Source organism: Streptomyces sp. NPDC018833, assembly GCF_044390825.1.
In the GTDB taxonomy this organism is placed as follows: domain Bacteria; phylum Actinomycetota; class Actinomycetes; order Streptomycetales; family Streptomycetaceae; genus Streptomyces.
In genome coordinates this window covers 35,904-52,986 of record NZ_JBIRZM010000021.1, presented here as the reverse complement: position 1 = coordinate 52,986, position 17,083 = coordinate 35,904, and the positions used below count along the sequence as shown (strand labels likewise).

At 72.6% G+C, this 17,083-nt stretch carries 14 protein-coding genes and 1 pseudogene; 5 read left to right on the top strand and 10 right to left on the bottom strand.

The genetic code is table 11. The features are described from left to right. Nucleotides 1-85: 85 nt before the first annotated feature. Together ACH5AF_RS31165 and ACH5AF_RS31160 are read left to right on the top strand one after the other, a co-directional pair. Nucleotides 86-1,084, top strand: a complete 999-nt coding sequence (locus tag ACH5AF_RS31165) for a helix-turn-helix domain-containing protein (protein ID WP_398906311.1) — start codon at nucleotides 86-88, stop codon at nucleotides 1,082-1,084. 18 nt (nucleotides 1,085-1,102) lie between these two features. Beyond that, a complete protein-coding gene (locus ACH5AF_RS31160; protein ID WP_398906309.1) occupies nucleotides 1,103-1,582 on the top strand; it encodes a DUF456 domain-containing protein in 480 nt (159 codons plus the stop codon). A 54-nt stretch (nucleotides 1,583-1,636) separates the two neighbouring features. Here ACH5AF_RS31160 and rsgA read toward each other — a convergent pair whose 3' ends face one another. The 3 genes from rsgA to ACH5AF_RS31145 all read right to left on the bottom strand — a co-directional run bounded on the left by rsgA (nucleotide 1,637) and on the right by ACH5AF_RS31145 (nucleotide 5,021). After that, nucleotides 1,637-2,803, bottom strand: a complete 1,167-nt coding sequence (rsgA, locus tag ACH5AF_RS31155) for a ribosome small subunit-dependent GTPase A (RefSeq protein WP_398906307.1) — start codon at nucleotides 2,801-2,803, stop codon at nucleotides 1,637-1,639. Between the two features lie 476 nt (nucleotides 2,804-3,279). Then, complete coding sequence (locus ACH5AF_RS31150) at nucleotides 3,280-3,591, bottom strand: dynamin family protein (protein ID WP_398906306.1); 312 nt, start codon at nucleotides 3,589-3,591, stop codon at nucleotides 3,280-3,282. 395 nt (nucleotides 3,592-3,986) lie between these two features. Beyond that, nucleotides 3,987-5,021, bottom strand: a complete 1,035-nt coding sequence (locus tag ACH5AF_RS31145) for a PHP domain-containing protein (protein ID WP_398906305.1) — start codon at nucleotides 5,019-5,021, stop codon at nucleotides 3,987-3,989. A 343-nt stretch (nucleotides 5,022-5,364) separates the two neighbouring features. Between ACH5AF_RS31145 and ACH5AF_RS31140 the strand changes: the two genes are divergently transcribed. Next, nucleotides 5,365-5,799, top strand: coding sequence for a subtilase-type protease inhibitor (locus ACH5AF_RS31140; protein WP_398906304.1), 435 nt, complete (start codon nucleotides 5,365-5,367; stop codon nucleotides 5,797-5,799). Between the two features lie 600 nt (nucleotides 5,800-6,399). Here ACH5AF_RS31140 and ACH5AF_RS31135 read toward each other — a convergent pair. The 5 genes from ACH5AF_RS31135 to ACH5AF_RS31115 all read right to left on the bottom strand — a co-directional run bounded on the left by ACH5AF_RS31135 (nucleotide 6,400) and on the right by ACH5AF_RS31115 (nucleotide 12,597). Then, nucleotides 6,400-7,212 carry a hypothetical protein gene (locus ACH5AF_RS31135; RefSeq protein ID WP_398906302.1) on the bottom strand — a complete coding sequence of 271 codons (813 nt, stop codon included), beginning with the start codon at nucleotides 7,210-7,212 and terminating at the stop codon, nucleotides 6,400-6,402. Beyond that, nucleotides 7,212-8,486 carry a VWA domain-containing protein gene (locus ACH5AF_RS31130; RefSeq protein WP_398906301.1) on the bottom strand — a complete coding sequence of 425 codons (1,275 nt, stop codon included), beginning with the start codon at nucleotides 8,484-8,486 and terminating at the stop codon, nucleotides 7,212-7,214. Before ACH5AF_RS31130 ends, ACH5AF_RS31135 begins: the two co-directional genes overlap by 1 nt. Before the next feature lie 114 nt (nucleotides 8,487-8,600). Further along, nucleotides 8,601-10,517, bottom strand: coding sequence for an NAD-binding protein (locus ACH5AF_RS31125; protein ID WP_398906412.1), 1,917 nt, complete (start codon nucleotides 10,515-10,517; stop codon nucleotides 8,601-8,603). 260 nt (nucleotides 10,518-10,777) lie between these two features. Then, a complete protein-coding gene (locus ACH5AF_RS31120) occupies nucleotides 10,778-11,890 on the bottom strand; it encodes a sensor histidine kinase (protein WP_398906299.1) in 1,113 nt (370 codons plus the stop codon). A 5-nt stretch (nucleotides 11,891-11,895) separates the two neighbouring features. Then, nucleotides 11,896-12,597: a response regulator transcription factor gene (locus ACH5AF_RS31115; RefSeq protein WP_398906297.1), complete on the bottom strand. Its 702-nt coding sequence runs from the start codon at nucleotides 12,595-12,597 to the stop codon at nucleotides 11,896-11,898. A 253-nt stretch (nucleotides 12,598-12,850) separates the two neighbouring features. Between ACH5AF_RS31115 and ACH5AF_RS31110 the strand changes: the two genes are divergently transcribed. Beyond that, on the top strand, nucleotides 12,851-13,243 hold the full coding sequence (locus ACH5AF_RS31110; RefSeq protein WP_398906295.1) for a VOC family protein: 393 nt from the start codon (nucleotides 12,851-12,853) through the stop codon (nucleotides 13,241-13,243). Here the strand turns inward: ACH5AF_RS31110 and ACH5AF_RS31105 are convergent. Together ACH5AF_RS31105 and ACH5AF_RS31100 are read right to left on the bottom strand one after the other, a co-directional pair. Beyond that, nucleotides 13,183-13,895, bottom strand: a pseudogene (locus ACH5AF_RS31105) (helix-turn-helix domain-containing protein). The gene ACH5AF_RS31110 and the pseudogene ACH5AF_RS31105 overlap by 61 nt on opposite strands. Before the next feature lie 68 nt (nucleotides 13,896-13,963). Then, complete coding sequence (locus tag ACH5AF_RS31100; protein ID WP_398906294.1) at nucleotides 13,964-15,202, bottom strand: YihY/virulence factor BrkB family protein; 1,239 nt, start codon at nucleotides 15,200-15,202, stop codon at nucleotides 13,964-13,966. 17 nt (nucleotides 15,203-15,219) lie between these two features. Between ACH5AF_RS31100 and ACH5AF_RS31095 the strand changes: the two genes are divergently transcribed. Beyond that, nucleotides 15,220-16,845 carry an acyl-CoA dehydrogenase family protein gene (locus ACH5AF_RS31095; protein WP_398906292.1) on the top strand — a complete coding sequence of 542 codons (1,626 nt, stop codon included), beginning with the start codon at nucleotides 15,220-15,222 and terminating at the stop codon, nucleotides 16,843-16,845. Nucleotides 16,846-17,083 lie beyond the last annotated feature (238 nt).

Below are 17,083 nucleotides of genomic sequence, written 5' to 3'. Positions count from 1 at the left end.
TCCGGGGATGATGTGCGCGGCGGGTCCGCGCCGTGGCCGTTTTCCGCCACGGCGGCTTAGAAACGCATGTCCGGGGAGGGGCACCGTGCTGGGAGCGATAGGTCTCGACGAGAGACAGGAGACGGCCTACCGCGCGCTCGTCGCGCTCGGAGCCGCGGAGATCACCGATCTCGCGCACCGGCTCGCCCTGCCGGAGCCGGAGACGGAGCGGACGCTGCGCCGGCTGGAGCAGCAGGGGCTCGCGGCTCAGTCCTCCGCGCGCACCGGGCGGTGGGTCGCGGCTCCGCCCGGCGTCGCGCTGGGAGCGCTCCTGACGCAGCAGCGGCAGGAGCTGGAGCAGGCGGAGCTGGCGGCGGCGCTGCTGGCGGAGGAGTACCGCGCGGAGTCGGCGGAGCCCGCCGTGCACGACCTGGTGGAGGTGGTCACGGGAGCGAGCGCCGTCACCCACCGTTTCGTCCAGTTGCAGCTGGGGGCCACCGAGGAGGTATGCGCCCTGGTGACGGGCCGGCCGATGGCTGTCAGGTGCGCGGACGACGAGGCGGAGGAGAAGGCGGCGACGCGCGGGGTGACGTATCGGGTGGTCGTCGAACGCGAGGTGCTGATGATGCCGGGCGGCATCGCGGAGTTGACCGCCGCCCTCGGCCGCGACGAGCAGATCCGGGTGGTCGACCGGATGCCGACCGAGCTCGTCGTCGCGGACCGTTCGCTGGCGATGGTGTCGCTGACCGGCCGCGGCGCGGAGCCGGCGGCGCTCGTCGTCCACGCCAGCGGTCTGCTGGAATCGCTGACGGGCCTGTTCGAGGCGGTGTGGCGCGAGGCCCTGCCCCTGCGGCTGGGCGGCGGGGGCGATGCGGTCACCACGGCCACCGCCGGTCCGGACACGACGGACCTGGAGATCCTCTCGCTGCTGCTCGCCGGGATGACGGACGCGAGCGTGGCCAAGCAGCTGGACCTCGGCCTGCGCACGGTGCAGCGCCGGGTAAAGGGCCTGATGGAGCTCGCGGGTGTGACCACCCGGCTGCAGCTGGGCTGGCATGCGTACGCGAAGGGGTGGGTGGCTCGCGACCTGCGGGAACGGCCCTGATCCTGCACTGTTGATCGCATGGGCGTGTGGCAGCTGCTGATGGTCGGCGGGGTGATGCTGCTGGGCCTGCTGGGCGTGCTGCTGCCGGGGGTCCCCGGCCGGTTGCTGGTGTGGGCCGCGGTCCTGTGGTGGGCGATGCACGAGCTGTCGGGAGCCGCCTGGGCGCTGCTGGTGGGCGCGACCGTGGTCCTGCTGATCATCCAGGTCATCGTGTGGCTGCTGCCGCCACGTCGGCGCGGGGTGGCCGTCACCCGCCGGACGGCCGTGTACGCGGGCGTGGGGGCACTGGTGGGTTTCGTGGTGGTACCCGTGGTCGGAGCGGTGCCGGGGTTCATCGGCGGGATCTACGTCTGCGAACGCCGCCGCCTGGGCGGCCATGGTCAGGCCATGGCGTCGACGCGGTCGGCGATGCGGGCGGCGGGCACCAGCGTCCTGGTGGAGCTGTTCGGCTGTCTGCTGGTGGTGGGGGCATGGGTGGGTGTGGTGCTGGGGACGTGACGCGGCGGCGCCGTGCCCCCAGGGCCTTCCGGGGGCGCGGCGCCGCTCGGTGCCTCAGCGCCGGCTGCCCCGCTTGGCTGACAGGGCCGCCCTGCCCTGCGCGCTCTTCAGCTTCCAGTCGCGCAGCATCTCCACCCGCAGGCGGGCGTCCGTCTTCGCCACGATCCGCAGGTTCTCGCGGATCAGCTTGCGGTAGCTGTCGAGCCGGCGCTCGGGCAGCGTGCCGTCCTCGATCGCGGCGAGCACCGCGCAGCCCGGCTCCGCCCCGTGGGCGCAGTCGTGGAAGCGGCACTGTTCGGCGAGTTCCTCGATCTCGGCGAAGACCTGGCCGACCCCGGACTCGGCGTCCCACAGGCCGACCCCGCGCACGCCGGGGGTGTCGATCAGGACTCCCCCGCCCGGCAGGACGAGAAGGTTGCGGGTCGTCGTGGTGTGCCGGCCCTTGCCGTCGACCTCCCGGGTGGCCTGCACGTCCAGAACGTCCTCGCCGACCAGCGCGTTGGCGAGCGTGGACTTGCCCGCGCCGGAGACACCCAGCAGCACGCTCGTGCCGCCGGAGATGATCGCGCCGAACACGTCGATGCCCTCCCCGGTGGTGGCGCTGACCGGGAGTACCTGCACTCCCGGCGCCGTGGTCTCGACGTCCTGGACGAGGTAGGACAGCGCGGTGACGTCGGGCACCAGGTCCGCCTTGGTGAGGACCACGAGGGGCTGCGCGCCGCTCTCCCAGGAGTCCGCCGACTTACGCAGCAGCGCATCACCACTGGAGCTGGACATCGCGAGTGCGAGGAACCGCTCGATCCGCCCGAGGTCGAGTTCGACCGCGAGGGAGACACAGATGACGATGTGATCGATGTTAGTGGCCAGTACCTGGCCTTCGGACCGCTTGGACGACGTCGACCGCACGAAGGCCGTACGGCGCGGGAGGATCGTGCGCGCGTACCGCGGATCACCGCCCTCGGGATCGACGGCGACCCAGTCCCCCGTGCACACGACCTTCATCGGGTCATGGGGAACAACGAACTCGGTGTCGGCCCCGATGACGCCAGCGGGGGTGGCGACGTCACACTGACCGCGGTCGACCCGCACGACCCGCCCGGGGACCAGACCCTGCGCGGCGTACGGAGCGAACTCCGCTTCCCAGCCCTCATCCCAGCCATAGGCGGCGAGGACGTGCTGAGCATCAGAAGCGGAAGACGTGTTGAGCGAAGCGTTGAACAAGGGGAACCCTTCGAAGGGTGGCCCCGGCGGCGCGCTCTGCGCGCGTAAGTCGAGTGGGTGTCAGCCGGAGACCACAGGGGTGGAAACGATGAACTCCTGAATGCGGGCAGCGCCCGTCACCATGACAGTCATCAATGTCCTCACCTCCTGCTTCTTCTCAACGAGTCAACACCGTGCCCTCGGCAACGACACACAGTCGCGCCTTGGAACGAGCAGAACCATAGCCCCACTCCAGGGCACGGCACCACCGGTTAAATTCGGGGCCTCACCCGCACGACAGCGCCGGCCTGCGGACCATCGTCACGCCGCGAGCCGTACAGCATCCTGGCCCGTGTCCAAGTGGACCGCGGCTTTGGGCAACTTGGCCTCCAGCGCGTCCAGGACGTACCTCATCTGTGCTGTCACCGCGTCGGTGTCGGGCTGTTCGAAGAGGGCAAGTTCTTTGCGCCATCACGCTGATCTTACGAAAGACCAGCTCAGCTTGGAAGACAGGGATTCGCTTCGAACGTCGGCCTGGATGCTGGGCGCTCAGTCAGCACCCGCTCCAGCGCGTCCGCCAGATCGGCCGGCCCGGACACTTGGCGCCGCCCCGTCCACTGGGCGAACGCCCCGGACGGCCAAGTCAGCACGGCATCGTCAGCTGTGCGGACCACCAAGCCCTCGGCACCGTCCCGGTAGCGCAGCACTGTGGTGGTATGCGTGGTCACCCGGGCGGAGGCAGGCAGCAGTCGGCGCTGCAGGAAAGCGTTGAGCAGGGTGCTCTTGCCGCTGGTCGCCTCGCCGAACACGCGATGCGCAGCTCCGGGTCCTCAGCGCGCGCCTGGACAGCGCGGCGACGGGAACGCAACACGTCCCCACGGTCGGCGGGTAGGCGAAGACTGCTGAGCAGGCGATCGATCCACCGCAGATGTCCGTCGACCGCCGAGGCCCAGGCCTCTCCCTCACCGTTCACCACCAGTTGTTTCGTCACGCCGCCAGCGTAGGAACGGCTGCCGGGTCAACTTCTCATCAGACGATGGGATCGGCAGGATATGCCGCCGCACCTGGACCCCGGCCCACGGGGACCCCGGCGCCCGACCGGACTCAGCCGCATACGACGGTCGCAGCCAGGCATTCTCCGCGCCCACGGCTGACGCGCGCTCAGCCGCCGTGGGGGTTCGGCCGCTGTCCGGCCCCCAAAGGCTCAGCCACCGTCCGGCGGCTTGCGCGTACGGGTCCAGCGGATCAGCTCGTCCGCCGTCCAGGTGTTGATCACACGCTCCGCCGGCACGCCGCACTCCTCGGCGCGGGAGCAGCCGATGATCTGCCAGTCCAGCTGGCCGGGTGCGTGGGCGTCGGTGTCGATGGCGAACAGGACGCCGGCGTCGAGAGCGCGGCGCAGCAACCGCAGGGGCGGATCGCGCCGTTCGGGGCGGCTGTTGATCTCGACGGCGGTGCCGTGTTCGGCGCAGGCGGCGAAGACGCGGTCGGCGTCGAACCGCGACTCGGGACGAGTGCCCCGGCCGCCGGTGACGAGGCGTCCGGTGCAGTGGCCGAGCACGTCGGTGAGGGGGTTCTCGATCGCGCGCAGCATCCGCCGGGTCATGGCCGGGGCGTCCATGCGGAGCTTGGAGTGGACGGAGGCGACGACGAGGTCGAGGCGGTCGAGGAGTTCGGGGTCCTGGTCGAGCGTCCCGTCGGGCAGGATGTCGCATTCGATGCCGGTGAGCAGCCGGAAGGGCTTCCACTCCTCGTTGAGGCGCTCGACGAGGTCGAGTTGGGCGAGCAGCCGCTCGGCGCTCAGGCCGCGGGCCACCTTGAGCGTGGGCGAGTGGTCGGTGAGGACGGCCCATTCGTGGCCGAGTTCCGCCACGGCGCGACCCATTTCCTCGATGGGGCTGCCGCCGTCCGACCAGTCCGAGTGCAGATGGCAGTCGCCGCGCAGGGCCGCGCGCAGCCGCGCGCCGCCGTCGGCGAGCGGCGCGGCGGCCTCCTCCTCCAGGCGGCGCAGGTACGCGGGGACACCGCCCGCGAGTGCCTCTTCGGCGACCTTGGCCGTCTTGGGACCGACGCCCTTGATGTCGACCAGCGTTCCGGCCGCCGCGCGCCGGGCGATCTCGTCGCGGTCGAGTTCCGCGAGGGCCGCGGCGGCGGTGCGGAAGGCCCGTACCCGGTAGCTCTCGGCGAGTGTGCGCTCCAGCAGAAAGGCGACGCGGTCCAGTGCTTCGGCCGGTTCCATGACACCTCCCAGGTCCCCTGCTCAGTGAACCCCTGCACGACGGAACAGTCCAACGCGTGGGTGACGAAGGAATGAATTCACCTACACCTTTCAATCAATGCTTCAAGCATCCGTTTCCCTTATCTTTTCTTGATCGACTATCCTCAACAGCTTTCTTCGGCCGTTTCGGTGCGCCACTGAACCGCTGGTCAGCGCGGAAGCGGCAGTCACAACCTGCCCACGACGGGTCACAGCAGGTGACTGATTTCGACGGTAGGGGCGGGCGTTCCGGCGCGAGGTGAGTAAGACTCCGCTCCGACCTCCCCGTCCGATTTCCGACAACATCACCCAAGGAGTGTTCGTTATGCGGTACATCGCCAGAAGCGCCGTCCTCGCCACCATGGCGCTCGGGATCGCCCTCGCGCCCGGCACGGGCAGCGCGGGCGCGGCACAGACCGGCTCGCAGAGCCTCTACGCCCCCTCCGCGCTCGTGCTCACCGTCACCGCCGGCGAGGACGCCCTGAACGGCAGTGTGCTCCGCGCGGTCACCCTCGGCTGCGCGCCCACGGCGAGCGGCACTCACCCCGACCCCGAGGCCGCCTGCGCCGAACTGCGCGCCGCCGAGGCCCGCTTCGAGGCCATCACCACCGCGGACGGCGGCGTCATGTGCACCAGGCAGTGGGATCCGGTGACGGTCACGGCGGACGGCGTATGGGACGGCAAGCGGGTCAGCTTCACGCACACCTTCGGCAACGCCTGTCTCAAGGACGGCTCCGACGGGGTCGTCTTCGGCTTCTGAGCCCCGCGCGGGAATGTGGGCGGCCGCGGCGCGTGTGCGCCGTGGCCGCCCGTCCGTGGTGGCCGCCCGCCTCGACATCCGCCGGAACGCCCGCGGCGGCGGGAGCCGCGGCGTCAGGGGCCGACCTCAGGCGCGGGTACTCATGCCAGCGCCCCAAGCCGGGCGTCGGTCCCTGGCGTCAGTCCCGCTCGGACGCCCGGGGTGAGGGCCCTGGCCTCGGGCCCTACAAGGGAGCGCCGGCTTCGAGAGCCCCGGCCTCAGGTGCCGGCACCAGGACCCTGATGCCGGGCCCACTCTGGGCCCGGCCTCGGAGCGCCGGCTTCGGGAACCCGGGTCTCAGGAGCCCGACGGCCGGCGGCCCTGGCACCAGGACCCGCCACAGGTGACCTTTGGCCGCCATCCCCGACGTCATGCCGCGGCCTCAGGCGCAAGCCTCAGGCCGCGGCTCAAGGCGCGAGACCTCAAGCCCGCGGCTCAAGGCGCGAGACCTCAAGCCCGCGGCTCAAGGCGCCAGCCTCAAGCCCGCGGCTCAAGGCGCAAGACCTCAGGCACCCGGCTTCAAGCCCCCGGCCTCGGGTGCCTGTCGTCGGGTGCCGCGTCTCAGGCGCCCGGAGGCACCCGCGCGGGTCGGCCGGAGCCGCGGGTCAGCGCGTGGCCGCCGATGCCGGCGAGTGCCGCAAGCACCGCTCCCGCTCCGGTCCACAGCCAGCGGTCGGACCACCATCCGGACGACCACGAGAACCCCTCGTCCGAGGCCCCGTCCGTTACCTCCTCCGCATCGCCCGCCTGCCCCGATGCCGCCGAGACGCCCGGCACCAGCGGCTCGGACAGCGTGCCGTCGACCGCGTACGCGCCGCCCATGTCCTTCGCGACCGCCTCCACCTCGGCGCGCACGGGCAGGCCCATGTCCTGCTCGGGCGCCTCGGTCATGGTCAGGCGTACGTAGTAGCTGCCCGGCAGTGGGTCGTTCGCCCACGGCTCAGCCAGGGCCCGCACGGTCCGCAGGGTGCAGGACAGTTCGACCGAGGCCGCGCCGACGGCGGCCGTACGCGACTGCATGCCGTACATGCAGGGCTGGCGGCGGCGCAGCCCGTCGTAGACGTCGATCCGCCAGGTCGAGGCGCCGTGCCGGGCGGCGGCGTCGGGCAGGGCGACCTCGGCCCTGACGGTGGCGCGCTGCCCGGCGTCAGCCGGGAAGACCCAGTACAGGTAGTCGCCGCTCGACGCGCTCGCCGTCGCCTTCTGGCTCTGCGCGATCGCCGTCGCCGTGCGGAAGGTGGTGCCGGCGTCGGTCGGGCTCTTCTCCCCCGCCGTCGGGCTCGGTGACGGTCCGTCCGCGAGCGCCGTGCCCGCGGCGGCGAGCAGCGACGCGGCGGACAGCACTGCGGCCGCCCATATGCCTGCTCTACGCATCAGTTGGTCCTCCAGACGGCGACGCGCCAGCGCGAGATCCAGCCCCACACCAGACCAGCGGCGAAGCCGGTCAGTACGAGCAGTCCGACGAGCCACCAGCCGCGGCCCAGGCCGAAGGAGGCGACGTCCGCCGCCTCGTCGGGGGCCTCGAGCACATCGACGGTGAGTTCGAGCGGCAGGCCCGGTTCCGCCGGGACGCCGGGGGCCGCCGAGAAGGAGTTGGCGACCTGGAGGCACACGGTCTCGGCGGCCGGCTTGACGCCGTCGTCATCCTCGGCCGGGGCCTTGGGGTAGCGCAGGCCGGTCGAGATCAGATCGGTGCGGCCGTCGCCCGCCTCGGAGCCGCGGACGATCTCGCGGCCGTGTACGGTCACGGCGCGCATCAAGACGCCGTAGTCGTTGCGGACGGCCCGGTCGGCGGCGACGCTGACGGAGGCACGCAGCTCCTGGCCGGGCAGCACGTCGACGCGGTACCAGCGGTGCTCGCCGAGCTTCTCGCGGTCGGTGTACAGGCCGGGCGCGAGCCGGGGCGCGTCCGCGCACGTGGCCGCGCCTTCGGTCGCCACGGGCGTGACGACCGGCTCGGCCGCGCGATCCACCAACTGGCTCACCCTGTCGGAGAGTTCGTCGGTGTGCCGGACCGAGGTGTAGGTACCGCCGGTGGCTTCGGCGATGCAGCTGAGCTGAGCGCGCGTCTTGGCGTCGGGCACCAGGCCCAGCGTGTCGATGACGAGGTGGATGCCCTTGGCCGCGATCTCGCGCGCCACTTCGCAGGGGTCGAGCGGTGCGCAGGTGTCCTCGCCGTCGGTGATGAGGACGATCCTGCGGGTGGCGTCACCGCCTTCGAGGTCGTCGGCCGCGCCGAGCAGGGCGGGGCCGATCGGGGTCCAGCCGGTGGGCGCGAGGGTCGCGACCGCCGTCTTGGCCTCGGTGCGGTCGAGCGGGCCGACGGGGTACAGCTGCCGCGTGTCCTTGCAGCCGCGTTTGCGGTCGTCGCCCGCGTAGTCGGCGCCGAGCGTGCGGATGCCGAGCTCCACCTCCTGCGGCACGGCGTCGAGGACCTCGTTGAATGCCTGCTTGGCGGCGGCCATCCGGCTCTTGCCGTCGATGTCGCGGGCGCGCATCGAGCCGCTGACGTCGAGCACCAACTCGACCTTCGGGGGCTCTTTCGCGACCGGTTCGCCGGCGGCTGCCGGCCCCGCCGGGAGCAGCCCGGCGGCCAGGGCCGCGAGCAGGGCGCAGGCCCCGATCGCCGACCGTCTTCTTAGGATCATCCGCGGATCGTATGGAGGATCGGCCCCGGAGCCAAAACGGATGGCCGGCGGCCTCGTCGAGCGGTGTCCGCCGGACATGGGAAGCCTCCCGCCGCACGGCTCGACGAGCCCTCCTCAGCGGTGTCCGCCGGACATGGGACGCCTCCTGCCGAGCAGTTCGGCCAGCCCGCGCCGGGTCGCCGCCACCACGACCCTGTCCTCGGATCGCAGGACGTAGCCGGGGTGGAGGTCCCACACGAGTCCGGTGGTGTTCTCGTCGGCCGAGCGGCGGGCGGTGGCCAGGTCGGGGAGCCGGTCCCCCGGAGCCGTCGCGTCGAGGGCGATCACGCGCCAGCGTCCCGGGCGGAACGCCTCGGCCACCGTCAGCCCTTCGAGCCGCGGCTGACCGGCGACCTCCACCGCGGCGAACAGCAGCACCTTGCGTTCGACCGGGATCGCGCCGAGGATCTGACGTCCCATCATGGCACCGGCGAACGCCGGGGCCGCCAGGCTGGAGACACTGCGGCTGCGGGTCAGGGCGTCGGGGTGCGCGGCGCGCAGGCTGCGGTAGACGGCGCCGGCGAAATCGTCGTCGTAGATGCGCAGGGCGACTCGGAGATCCGGCTTGGCCGAGCGCCCGTACAGCGCGGCCTCCAGGTTGGTCGTGTCGATGCTGGTGAGCGCGAGCAGGGCGTGCGCCCGGTGGATCTTCGCGGCCTCCAGTACGCCTTCCTGGGTCACGTCACCCATCACGGTCGGCACCCGCAGACGCCGCACCAGCGGGATACCCCGCGCCTCGGGGTCCTCCTCGACGCAGACCACGGGAATGCCCAGTTCCCTCAGCTGCATCAGCACCCTGGTGCCGATCTTGCCGAGGCCGAGCAGGACGACATGACCGGACAGCCCGCGGGGCGGGCGGCGCAGCGAGGAGGCGGTACGGAAGGTACCGAGCGCCTCCAGCGCGGCCGCGACGGTGAGCGGGAGCAGCATCAGACCGATGAGTCCGGTGAGCAGTTGGAGGACCTGGCGATCGTCGTCCTTGCCGTGGGCGGGATCCCCCATGCCGAACAGGTCGAGCAGGATCAGGTACATCGCGTGCAGCGGATCGTCTCCGGTGGTGAGCCAGGTGGCGACACCGAGGGCGACGACGGCGGCGCCGAGACCCGCGAGGGACCAGCGCAGCCGCCGCGAGAACAGCCGGCCGATCGGTGCGCCCCGGCCCGACAGCCCTCCGGGGCCGCGGCCGGGTGCCGCGTGCGAGATGGCTTCCAGCACGACCGTGCCGCGTCCAGTGGCCTCCGCGACCATCCGGTCGTCGGGCAGCAGCCGCGGGCCGTCCTGGCCGCTGCGGTCCGAACCCTCGGCTCCCGCCGGGTCGTTGGTGGTCGAAGACAGCAGCGCCAGGGTGCACAGGCCCGGGTCGGCCACCTCGCCGCGGGCGGGCGGTGTGCGTTCGACGGCACGCAGCAGGAGGCCGTCGGCCCGTACCACCTTGCTCGTCCCGGCGACCGCGGTGGCGGCCAGTGCGGGCGCGGCGGTGTCCGCGTCCGACAGGACGGTCGTGGAAGCATCCAGTTCCGCAGAGTCGATACCGGGGGCGGCCAACGCGGCTGCCTGGTCGAGAAGTTGCTCAAGATGCTGGCCGAGTTTGCGGTTGTAGAGCCGGATCACCAGCCGCAGGCGGGGGTTGAGGCGTCGGGCGGCGAGGGCGGCCCGGATGTTGACCTCGTCGTCGTCGTGGACGAGCGCGAGGGCGGCGGCGTCGCCGACCCCGGCCTCCAGCAGCACCTCCTCGTCGAGTTCCGGTGCCTCCAGGACGCGCGGGAGGTCGGCCGGCGGGGCGTCACCGGGTGCGACGGCCGGGCCGACCGCACGGGTCATGGCGGCCGACACCCGCCCGAACAGGACGGAGGCCCTGACACGCCCCGGCGACGGTGCGGCGCCTCTCGACGAGCCCTCGGCCGGCACGACGAGCGTGACGCGCTCCCGGTAGACCTCGCGCAGCTCGGCGGCGAGCCGGTGCGCCAGGGTGTCGTCGCCACACACGATCATGTGGCCGGAACGGGTGGGCGGTTGCGTCTGATGCGGGAAGGCGGCGGTCACACCCCATAGAGTGCCGTGCGCGATCACGCGGTTGCGAGCGGGGCTCGTCGGCTGCTACCGGGGCGGAGGGGGCTCGGTCGCCGGGACCACGGGCTGACCCTGTGCCGGGCAGCCACACGGAAGTCGCCGGGACCACGGCCCGACGCGCCACCACGGCCCGACGCCACCACGGCCCGACGCGACCGCGGCCCGGCGCCCGTTCCGGGCGGCTACGCGGAAGTCGTCGGCAGCGACACCTCGAAGCGGCAGCCGCCGGAGACGTTGCGCACATCGGCGTGGCCGGAGTGCGCCTCGACGATGCCCCGGACGATCGCGAGGCCGAGGCCCGCGCCGGCGGGGGGCGTACGGGCCTGGGAACCGCGCCAGCCGGTGTCGAAGACCCGCGGCAGGTCCTCCTCGGGAATGCCGCCGCAGCCGTCCGTGACGGACAGGACCACCCAGTCCTCACGGCGCTCCGCGGCGACCGCGACCGTGCCGTCGGCGGGGGTCCGGCGGATCGCGTTGACCAGGAGGTTGGCGAGGACCCGGGTCATCTCCTTGCCGTCGACCTCGACGGGCAGCGGCTCGACGGCGTCCCCGACCAGGCGCACGCCGTGCTCCCTGGCCAGCGGGTGGGCGCCCGCGAGCGCCTCCCCGACCAGGTCGTACACGGACATCCGGGTCGGTGTGAGCGACAGCGCGCCCGCGTGGATGCGGGAGAGTTCGAACAGGTCGCCCACCATGGCGTTGAGCCTGTCGACCTCGGTACGGATCTGGCGGAAGTACCGCTCCGGGTCCTGGACGACACCGTCCTCCAGCGCCTCCGACATGGCGCGCAGCCCGGCGAGCGGCGTGCGCAGGTCGTGGGAGATCCAGGCGACGAGTTCGCGCCGGGAGGTCTCCAGGGCGCGTTCGCGCTCCCGGGAGGCGGCGAGCCGCTCACTGGTCGCGGCCAGCTCCCGGCTGAGCTCGTCGAGTTCGGCGGTCGAGAGACGGGCCGGCGCGGCGAAGGAGCCGCCGTCACCGAAGGAGCGTGCCGCGCGGGCGAGTTCCCGGCTGCGGGCGACGACCCAGCGGCCCAGCAGCAGCGCCGTGGCGAGCGAGACGACGGCGGCCATGGCCGCGACCATGGTGACGACGGTCAGGTCGTGCGCCGACAGGAACATGGCCTGGGCGACCGCCAGGGTCCCGGCGAGCATCGCCGTGACGGTGACGGCGGCGACGACGGTCAGCGACACGGCCACCGAGCGGTGACGCAGGACCCGCAGCACCAGGGCGCCCGCGATCCCGGCGGCGGCGGCGCCCAGAAGGGCGTACAGGGCGATGAGCAGCATGTCCCGCACGGCGGTCAGTCCTCCCCGGGCACGTCGAAGCGGTAGCCCACGCCCCACACGGTGTGGATGAGACGCGGCCGGGCCGGATCGTCCTCGATCTTGCCGCGCAGCCGTCGCACATGGACGGTGACGGTCGACAGGTCGCCGAACTCCCAGCCCCACACCTCCTGCATCAGCCGCTCCCGGCCGATGGCCTCCCCACGGTGCCGCATCAGATGGGCGAGGAGGTCGAACTCGCGCAGGGTCAGGGACAGTTCACGGCCGTCCTTGACCGCACGCCGGGCCGTCGGGTCCAGCTCGACGCCCCCGGCCGCGAGCACGGGACCGCCGCGCCGCTCCCGCGCCGCGCCGCCGCGCCTCAGGACGGACTCCACGCGGAGTACCAGCTCGCGCGGGCTGAACGGCTTGGTCACATAGTCGTCGGCGCCGATTTCGAGGCCCAGGATCCGGTCGTCCTCGTCGCCGCGTGCGGTGAGCATGATCACGGGCACGGAAGCCGCCGTCACGTCGGCGCGCAGTCGGCGGCACACCTCGAGTCCGTCCATGCCCGGCAGCATTAGGTCCAGCACGACGAGATCGGGCCTGCGCCCCGCGGCCAGCCGCAGCGCCTGGGGCCCGTCGGCCGCACGGTCCACGGCGAAGCCGGCCCGCTCCAGATATCCGGTGACGACCTCGGCGACGGTGGGATCGTCGTCGACGACCAGAATCGTGTGCATACGCCCAGTCTCCTCGCCTCCGGCACCGTCGAGGGAGCGGGCCGCCTTACGAATCCATGACGGCGACGCGCTCATGCCCCTGGGCCGCGCTCGCCGGCCGACCGCCGCCGTGGCCCGCGGCCGTGGCCCGGGGCCCTACCCGCCGGGCGCGGCCGCCCAGTGCGCCCCGCCCGGCAACCACGGCCGCACGCTCCCGCCTGTCGCGACCGATTCGTTCAAGACCGCCGCGCGGCCGCCGCCCTACCGTGGCGCCATGACTCCACGATTCGATGCCATCGGCCTCGTCGTCTCCGACATGGCCGCCTCCCTCGCCTTCTACCGCCGCCTCGGCCTGGACATCCCCGCCGGGGCCGACTCCGCCCCGCACGCGGAGGCGGTCCTGCCCAGCGGGTTGCGGGTGCTGTGGGACACCGAGGAGACCGTCCGCTCCTTCGATTCCGGCTGGACCGCCCCGTCGGGCGGGGAGCGGACCGGGCTCTGCTTCCGCTGCGAGGGCCCCGCCGAGGTCGACACCCTCTATGAAGAGCTGGTCTCCGCCGGGTACCGGGGCCACCTCAAGCCGTGGGACGCGGTGTGGGGGCAGCGTTACGCGGTGGTGCTCGATCCGGACGGCATGGGAGTCTCCCTCTTCGCGGATGCCGCGTAGGCGCTGAGAGTGGTCCCGGCCAGTGCGCGCATCTCCCGGGCGAGGTGGGCCTGGTCGGCGCAGCACGCCGCGAGCGCCGCTTCGGCATGGGGGACGCCCCGGCGCACCAGGGCGAGCGCCCGCTGGAGCCGCAGGATGCGGGCGAGCGTCTTGGGGCCGTAACCGAAGGCGTCAAGGGAGCGCCGGTGCAGCTGGCGGGTGCCGAGTCCGGCCGTGGCCGCAGCGGCGGAGATCGTGCCGCCGGCATCGAGGTGCCGGACGATCCGCGCGAACAGCGGGTCCGGCTGTGGGGTGTGGGCGGCACGGGCCAGCGCCACGGCCTCCAGCCCGACGGCCGGGTCCGTGGCGTCGCCGACGCGCTCGGCGAGTGCACGTGCCTTCGCCGCGCCCCACAGGTCGGCGAGCTTGACGCTCCGGTCGCGCAGCTCCTGGGCCCGGACGCCGAAGAACGCGGGAGCGACGCCCGGCGCGAACCGCAGGCCCGCTCAGGCCGCCCCGGCTACGCAGCCCGGGTGGTACGCCGTGATGTCAGGCCCCGGCGACGAGCAGCCGGCCCTCGTTGCACAGCAGGTCCCTGCAGCCGTCGGGCAGGACCGGACGCACGACAGGCACCGGGCCGTCGCGGCGGTCCGGCGGTCCTGGTCCGGCCCACCCAGCCGTCCGGCCGCGAGGGCCGTTCCTGGTGGATACGACCGAGGAGAGGGACTCCGCCCCCGGCTGTCACCTGCGGTTGTCGCGCCCGTTGCCCCGGGCATCGTCCCGGCCGTTGTCCCGACCGGGCTCGCGCCCAGCGTCACGCGGCTGCTGCCTGCCGTTGTCGCGGCCGTTGTCCTTGGCCGCGTCCCGCCCCGTGTGCAGGCGCGACTTCACGTCGTCCGGTGGCAGGAACTTCGACCAGCGCTCGGGGAACTCGGACGGCATGTCGCCGCCGCCCTCGTCCTCGTCCTCGTCGTCCTCGTACACATGCGCGGCCCTCGCCCGCGCCAGCAGCTCGGCGGCGTCGGCGGCGCGGGCCCGCTCGTTGGCGGCGCGGGCCGCGGCCGTGGCGACCGAGGGCCAGACCCGGTCGATGGCGGCGTTGACGGCCGCGCCGACGAGCACGGCGAAGGCGGAGATGCCTATCCACAGCAGGAACGCGATGGGGGCCGCGAGCGATCCGTAGATGGTGGGGCCCTCGACGGTGCTGGTCAGGTAGATGCGCAGCAGGAAGCTGCCGACCACCCACATCCCGAGCGCCACCAGTGCGCCCGGCACATCCTCCACCCACGGCGAACGCACCGGCACGGACACGTGGTACAGGGTGGTGAGGAAGGCGATGGAGAGCAGGATCACCACCGGCCAGTAGAGGAGCTCGACCACCTCCGTGCCCCAGGGCATCAGGTCCACGACCCGGTCCGGGCCGACGACGGCGAGCGGCAGCACGACCGCGCCGATCAGCAGGGCGATGATGTAGAGCAGGAACGCCAGCAGCCTCGTCGCGACGATGCCGCGGTGCCCGTCCAGCCCGTACATCACGGTGATGGTGTCGATGAAGACGTTGACCGCGCGGGAGCCGGACCACAGCGCGATGGCGAAACCGATGGAGATGAGATCCGGCCTGCCGCCGTGGGTGACGTCCGCCAGCAGCGGCTTGGCGATGTCGTTGACGCCCCGGTCGGACAGCACGGTGCCGACGGCGGTGAGGATGTTCTCCTCGATCGAGGCGACGGTGGTGGTGTTGGTCCAGTCGTCGATGTAGCCGAGCAGGCCCAGCAGGCCCAGCATCAGTGGGGGCACCGACAGCAGCGTGAAGAACGCCGCCTCGGCGGCCAGGCCCAGGATGCGGTACTCGATGCAGGAATTGACGGTGTCCTTGAGCAGCAGCCATGCCATCTTCCGCTTCGAGACATTGCGGTAGAGGACTCGCGCTCGGTGGAGCCGCCCATGGGGCCGCCCGGGTGTTTCATTTGCTGCCTGCACCTCCTTACCGTATCCGCATGGCAGACAGCACCCACACAGTGACCAACCAGGCCCCGCCCCTGGTGGGGTACGACGTCTACACCGCCGACCGTGCCCTGACGGAGGCGGTCGAGCGGCATGTCGCGCCCGAACTGCGGGACGTGGCGCACGAGGAGCTGTCCGCCCTCGGGCAGACGGCAGGCTCGGCGCAGGCCCAGGAATGGGGGACGCAGGCCAACGAGAACCCGCCGAAACTGCGCACCCACGACCGCTACGGGAACCGGATCGACGAGGTCGACTTCCATCCCGCCTGGCACCGGCTGCTGGGCCACGGTGTCTCCTCCGGCCTGGTGAACGCCTGGAACCGGCCGGCCGGGCATGTGCGGCGGGCCGCCGGATTCCTGGTGTGGACCCAGGCCGAGGCCGGGCACGGCTGTCCCCTCTCGATGACGCACGCCTCGGTGCCCGTTCTGCGCACGGACCCGGCGCTCGCCGCGGAGTGGGAGCCGCGGCTGACGTCGACGGTGTACGAGCAGGGCCTGCGCCCGGCGGCCGAGAAGGCAGGTTCGCTGTTCGGGATGGGCATGACCGAGAAGCAGGGCGGCAGCGACGTGCGCGCGAACACCACGCGCGCCGAGCCGCTCGCCGCCGACGGCGAGTACGTCCTGACCGGTCACAAGTGGTTCTGCTCCGCGCCGATGAGCGACGGTTTCCTGGTCCTCGCCCAGACGGCAGGAGGGCTGACCTGCTTCCTGGTGCCGCGGATCCTCGAGGACGGGAAGCGGAACGTCTTCAGGATCCAGCGGCTCAAGGACAAGCTGGGCAACCGGTCCAACGCCTCCAGCGAGGTCGAGTTCGAGGGGACGTGGGCGAGGCGGGTCGGCGACGAGGGTCGCGGGGTGCGGACCATCATCGAGATGGTGGCCGCGACCCGGCTCGACTGCGTCCTGGGCTCGGCCGCGCTGATGCGACAGGCGGTGGCCCAGGCCGTGCATCACTCGGCGTACCGCAGCGCCTTCGGCGGGCTGCTCATCGACAAGCCGCTGATGCGCAATGTGCTGGCCGACCTGGCGCTGGAATCGGAGGCGGCGACGACGCTCGGGCTGCGGCTGGCCGCCGCGGACGACGCCGGGGAGCGGGCATTCCTGCGGCTCGCGGTGCCGGCGGCCAAGTACTGGGTGACCAAGCGGTGCACGCCGGTGGTGGCCGAGGCCCTGGAATGCCTGGGCGGCAACGGCTACGTGGAGGAGTCGGGCATGCCCCGGCTGCTGCGCGAGTCGCCGCTGAACTCGATCTGGGAGGGCTCGGGCAATGTGCAGGCGCTCGACGTGCTGCGCGCGCTGCAGAGGGAGCCGGAGGCGCTGAACGCGTTCCTCAAGGAGGTCGGCACGGCGCGGGGCGCGGACCACCGGCTGGACGCGGCGATCAAGAACCTGCTGACGGAGCTCGCTGATCTGGAGGGCATCGAGGCGCGGGCGCGGCGGCTCGTCGAGCGCATGGCGCTCGTGCTGCAGGGCTCGCTGCTGGTGCGGTGGGCCCCGCCGGAAGTGGCCGACGCGTTCTGCGCGTCGCGACTGGGCGGCGACTGGGGGGCGGCGTTGGGGACGCTGCCGCACTCGCTGGACCTGGCGTCGGTGGTGGAGCGGGCCCGCGCCGTGGTGTGACGCCCTGCCGCGCACCGGAGTGACGTCGGACGCGCACGGACAGGGGCACCGGGCACGGACCGGAGTGACGTCACCGGGCGCGGACAGAGGGACGTCGAACGGGCGCGGGCCGAGGTGCGACGGCCCGCGCCCGTGACGTTTGTTGGGTGGTGCTGCGCCGACACGGCACCACCCCCACACCAGCGGACCGGTGCTCCGTCACCTTCGTACATGCGCACGTCCGTTCGCGACGGTTGCA

Coding starts and splice junctions, on each gene's coding strand:
- ACH5AF_RS31130 (WP_398906301.1), bottom strand. CDS start 8,486: ATGATCCTAAGAAGACGGTCGGCGATCGGGGCCTGCGCCCTGCTCGCG.
- ACH5AF_RS31095 (WP_398906292.1), top strand. CDS start 15,220: ATGGCAGACAGCACCCACACAGTGACCAACCAGGCCCCGCCCCTGGTG.
- ACH5AF_RS31115 (WP_398906297.1), bottom strand. CDS start 12,597: ATGCACACGATTCTGGTCGTCGACGACGATCCCACCGTCGCCGAGGTC.
- ACH5AF_RS31160 (WP_398906309.1), top strand. CDS start 1,103: ATGGGCGTGTGGCAGCTGCTGATGGTCGGCGGGGTGATGCTGCTGGGC.
- ACH5AF_RS31140 (WP_398906304.1), top strand. CDS start 5,365: ATGCGGTACATCGCCAGAAGCGCCGTCCTCGCCACCATGGCGCTCGGG.
- ACH5AF_RS31125 (WP_398906412.1), bottom strand. CDS start 10,517: ATGATCGTGTGTGGCGACGACACCCTGGCGCACCGGCTCGCCGCCGAG.
- ACH5AF_RS31145 (WP_398906305.1), bottom strand. CDS start 5,021: ATGGAACCGGCCGAAGCACTGGACCGCGTCGCCTTTCTGCTGGAGCGC.
- ACH5AF_RS31135 (WP_398906302.1), bottom strand. CDS start 7,212: ATGCGTAGAGCAGGCATATGGGCGGCCGCAGTGCTGTCCGCCGCGTCG.
- ACH5AF_RS31110 (WP_398906295.1), top strand. CDS start 12,851: ATGACTCCACGATTCGATGCCATCGGCCTCGTCGTCTCCGACATGGCC.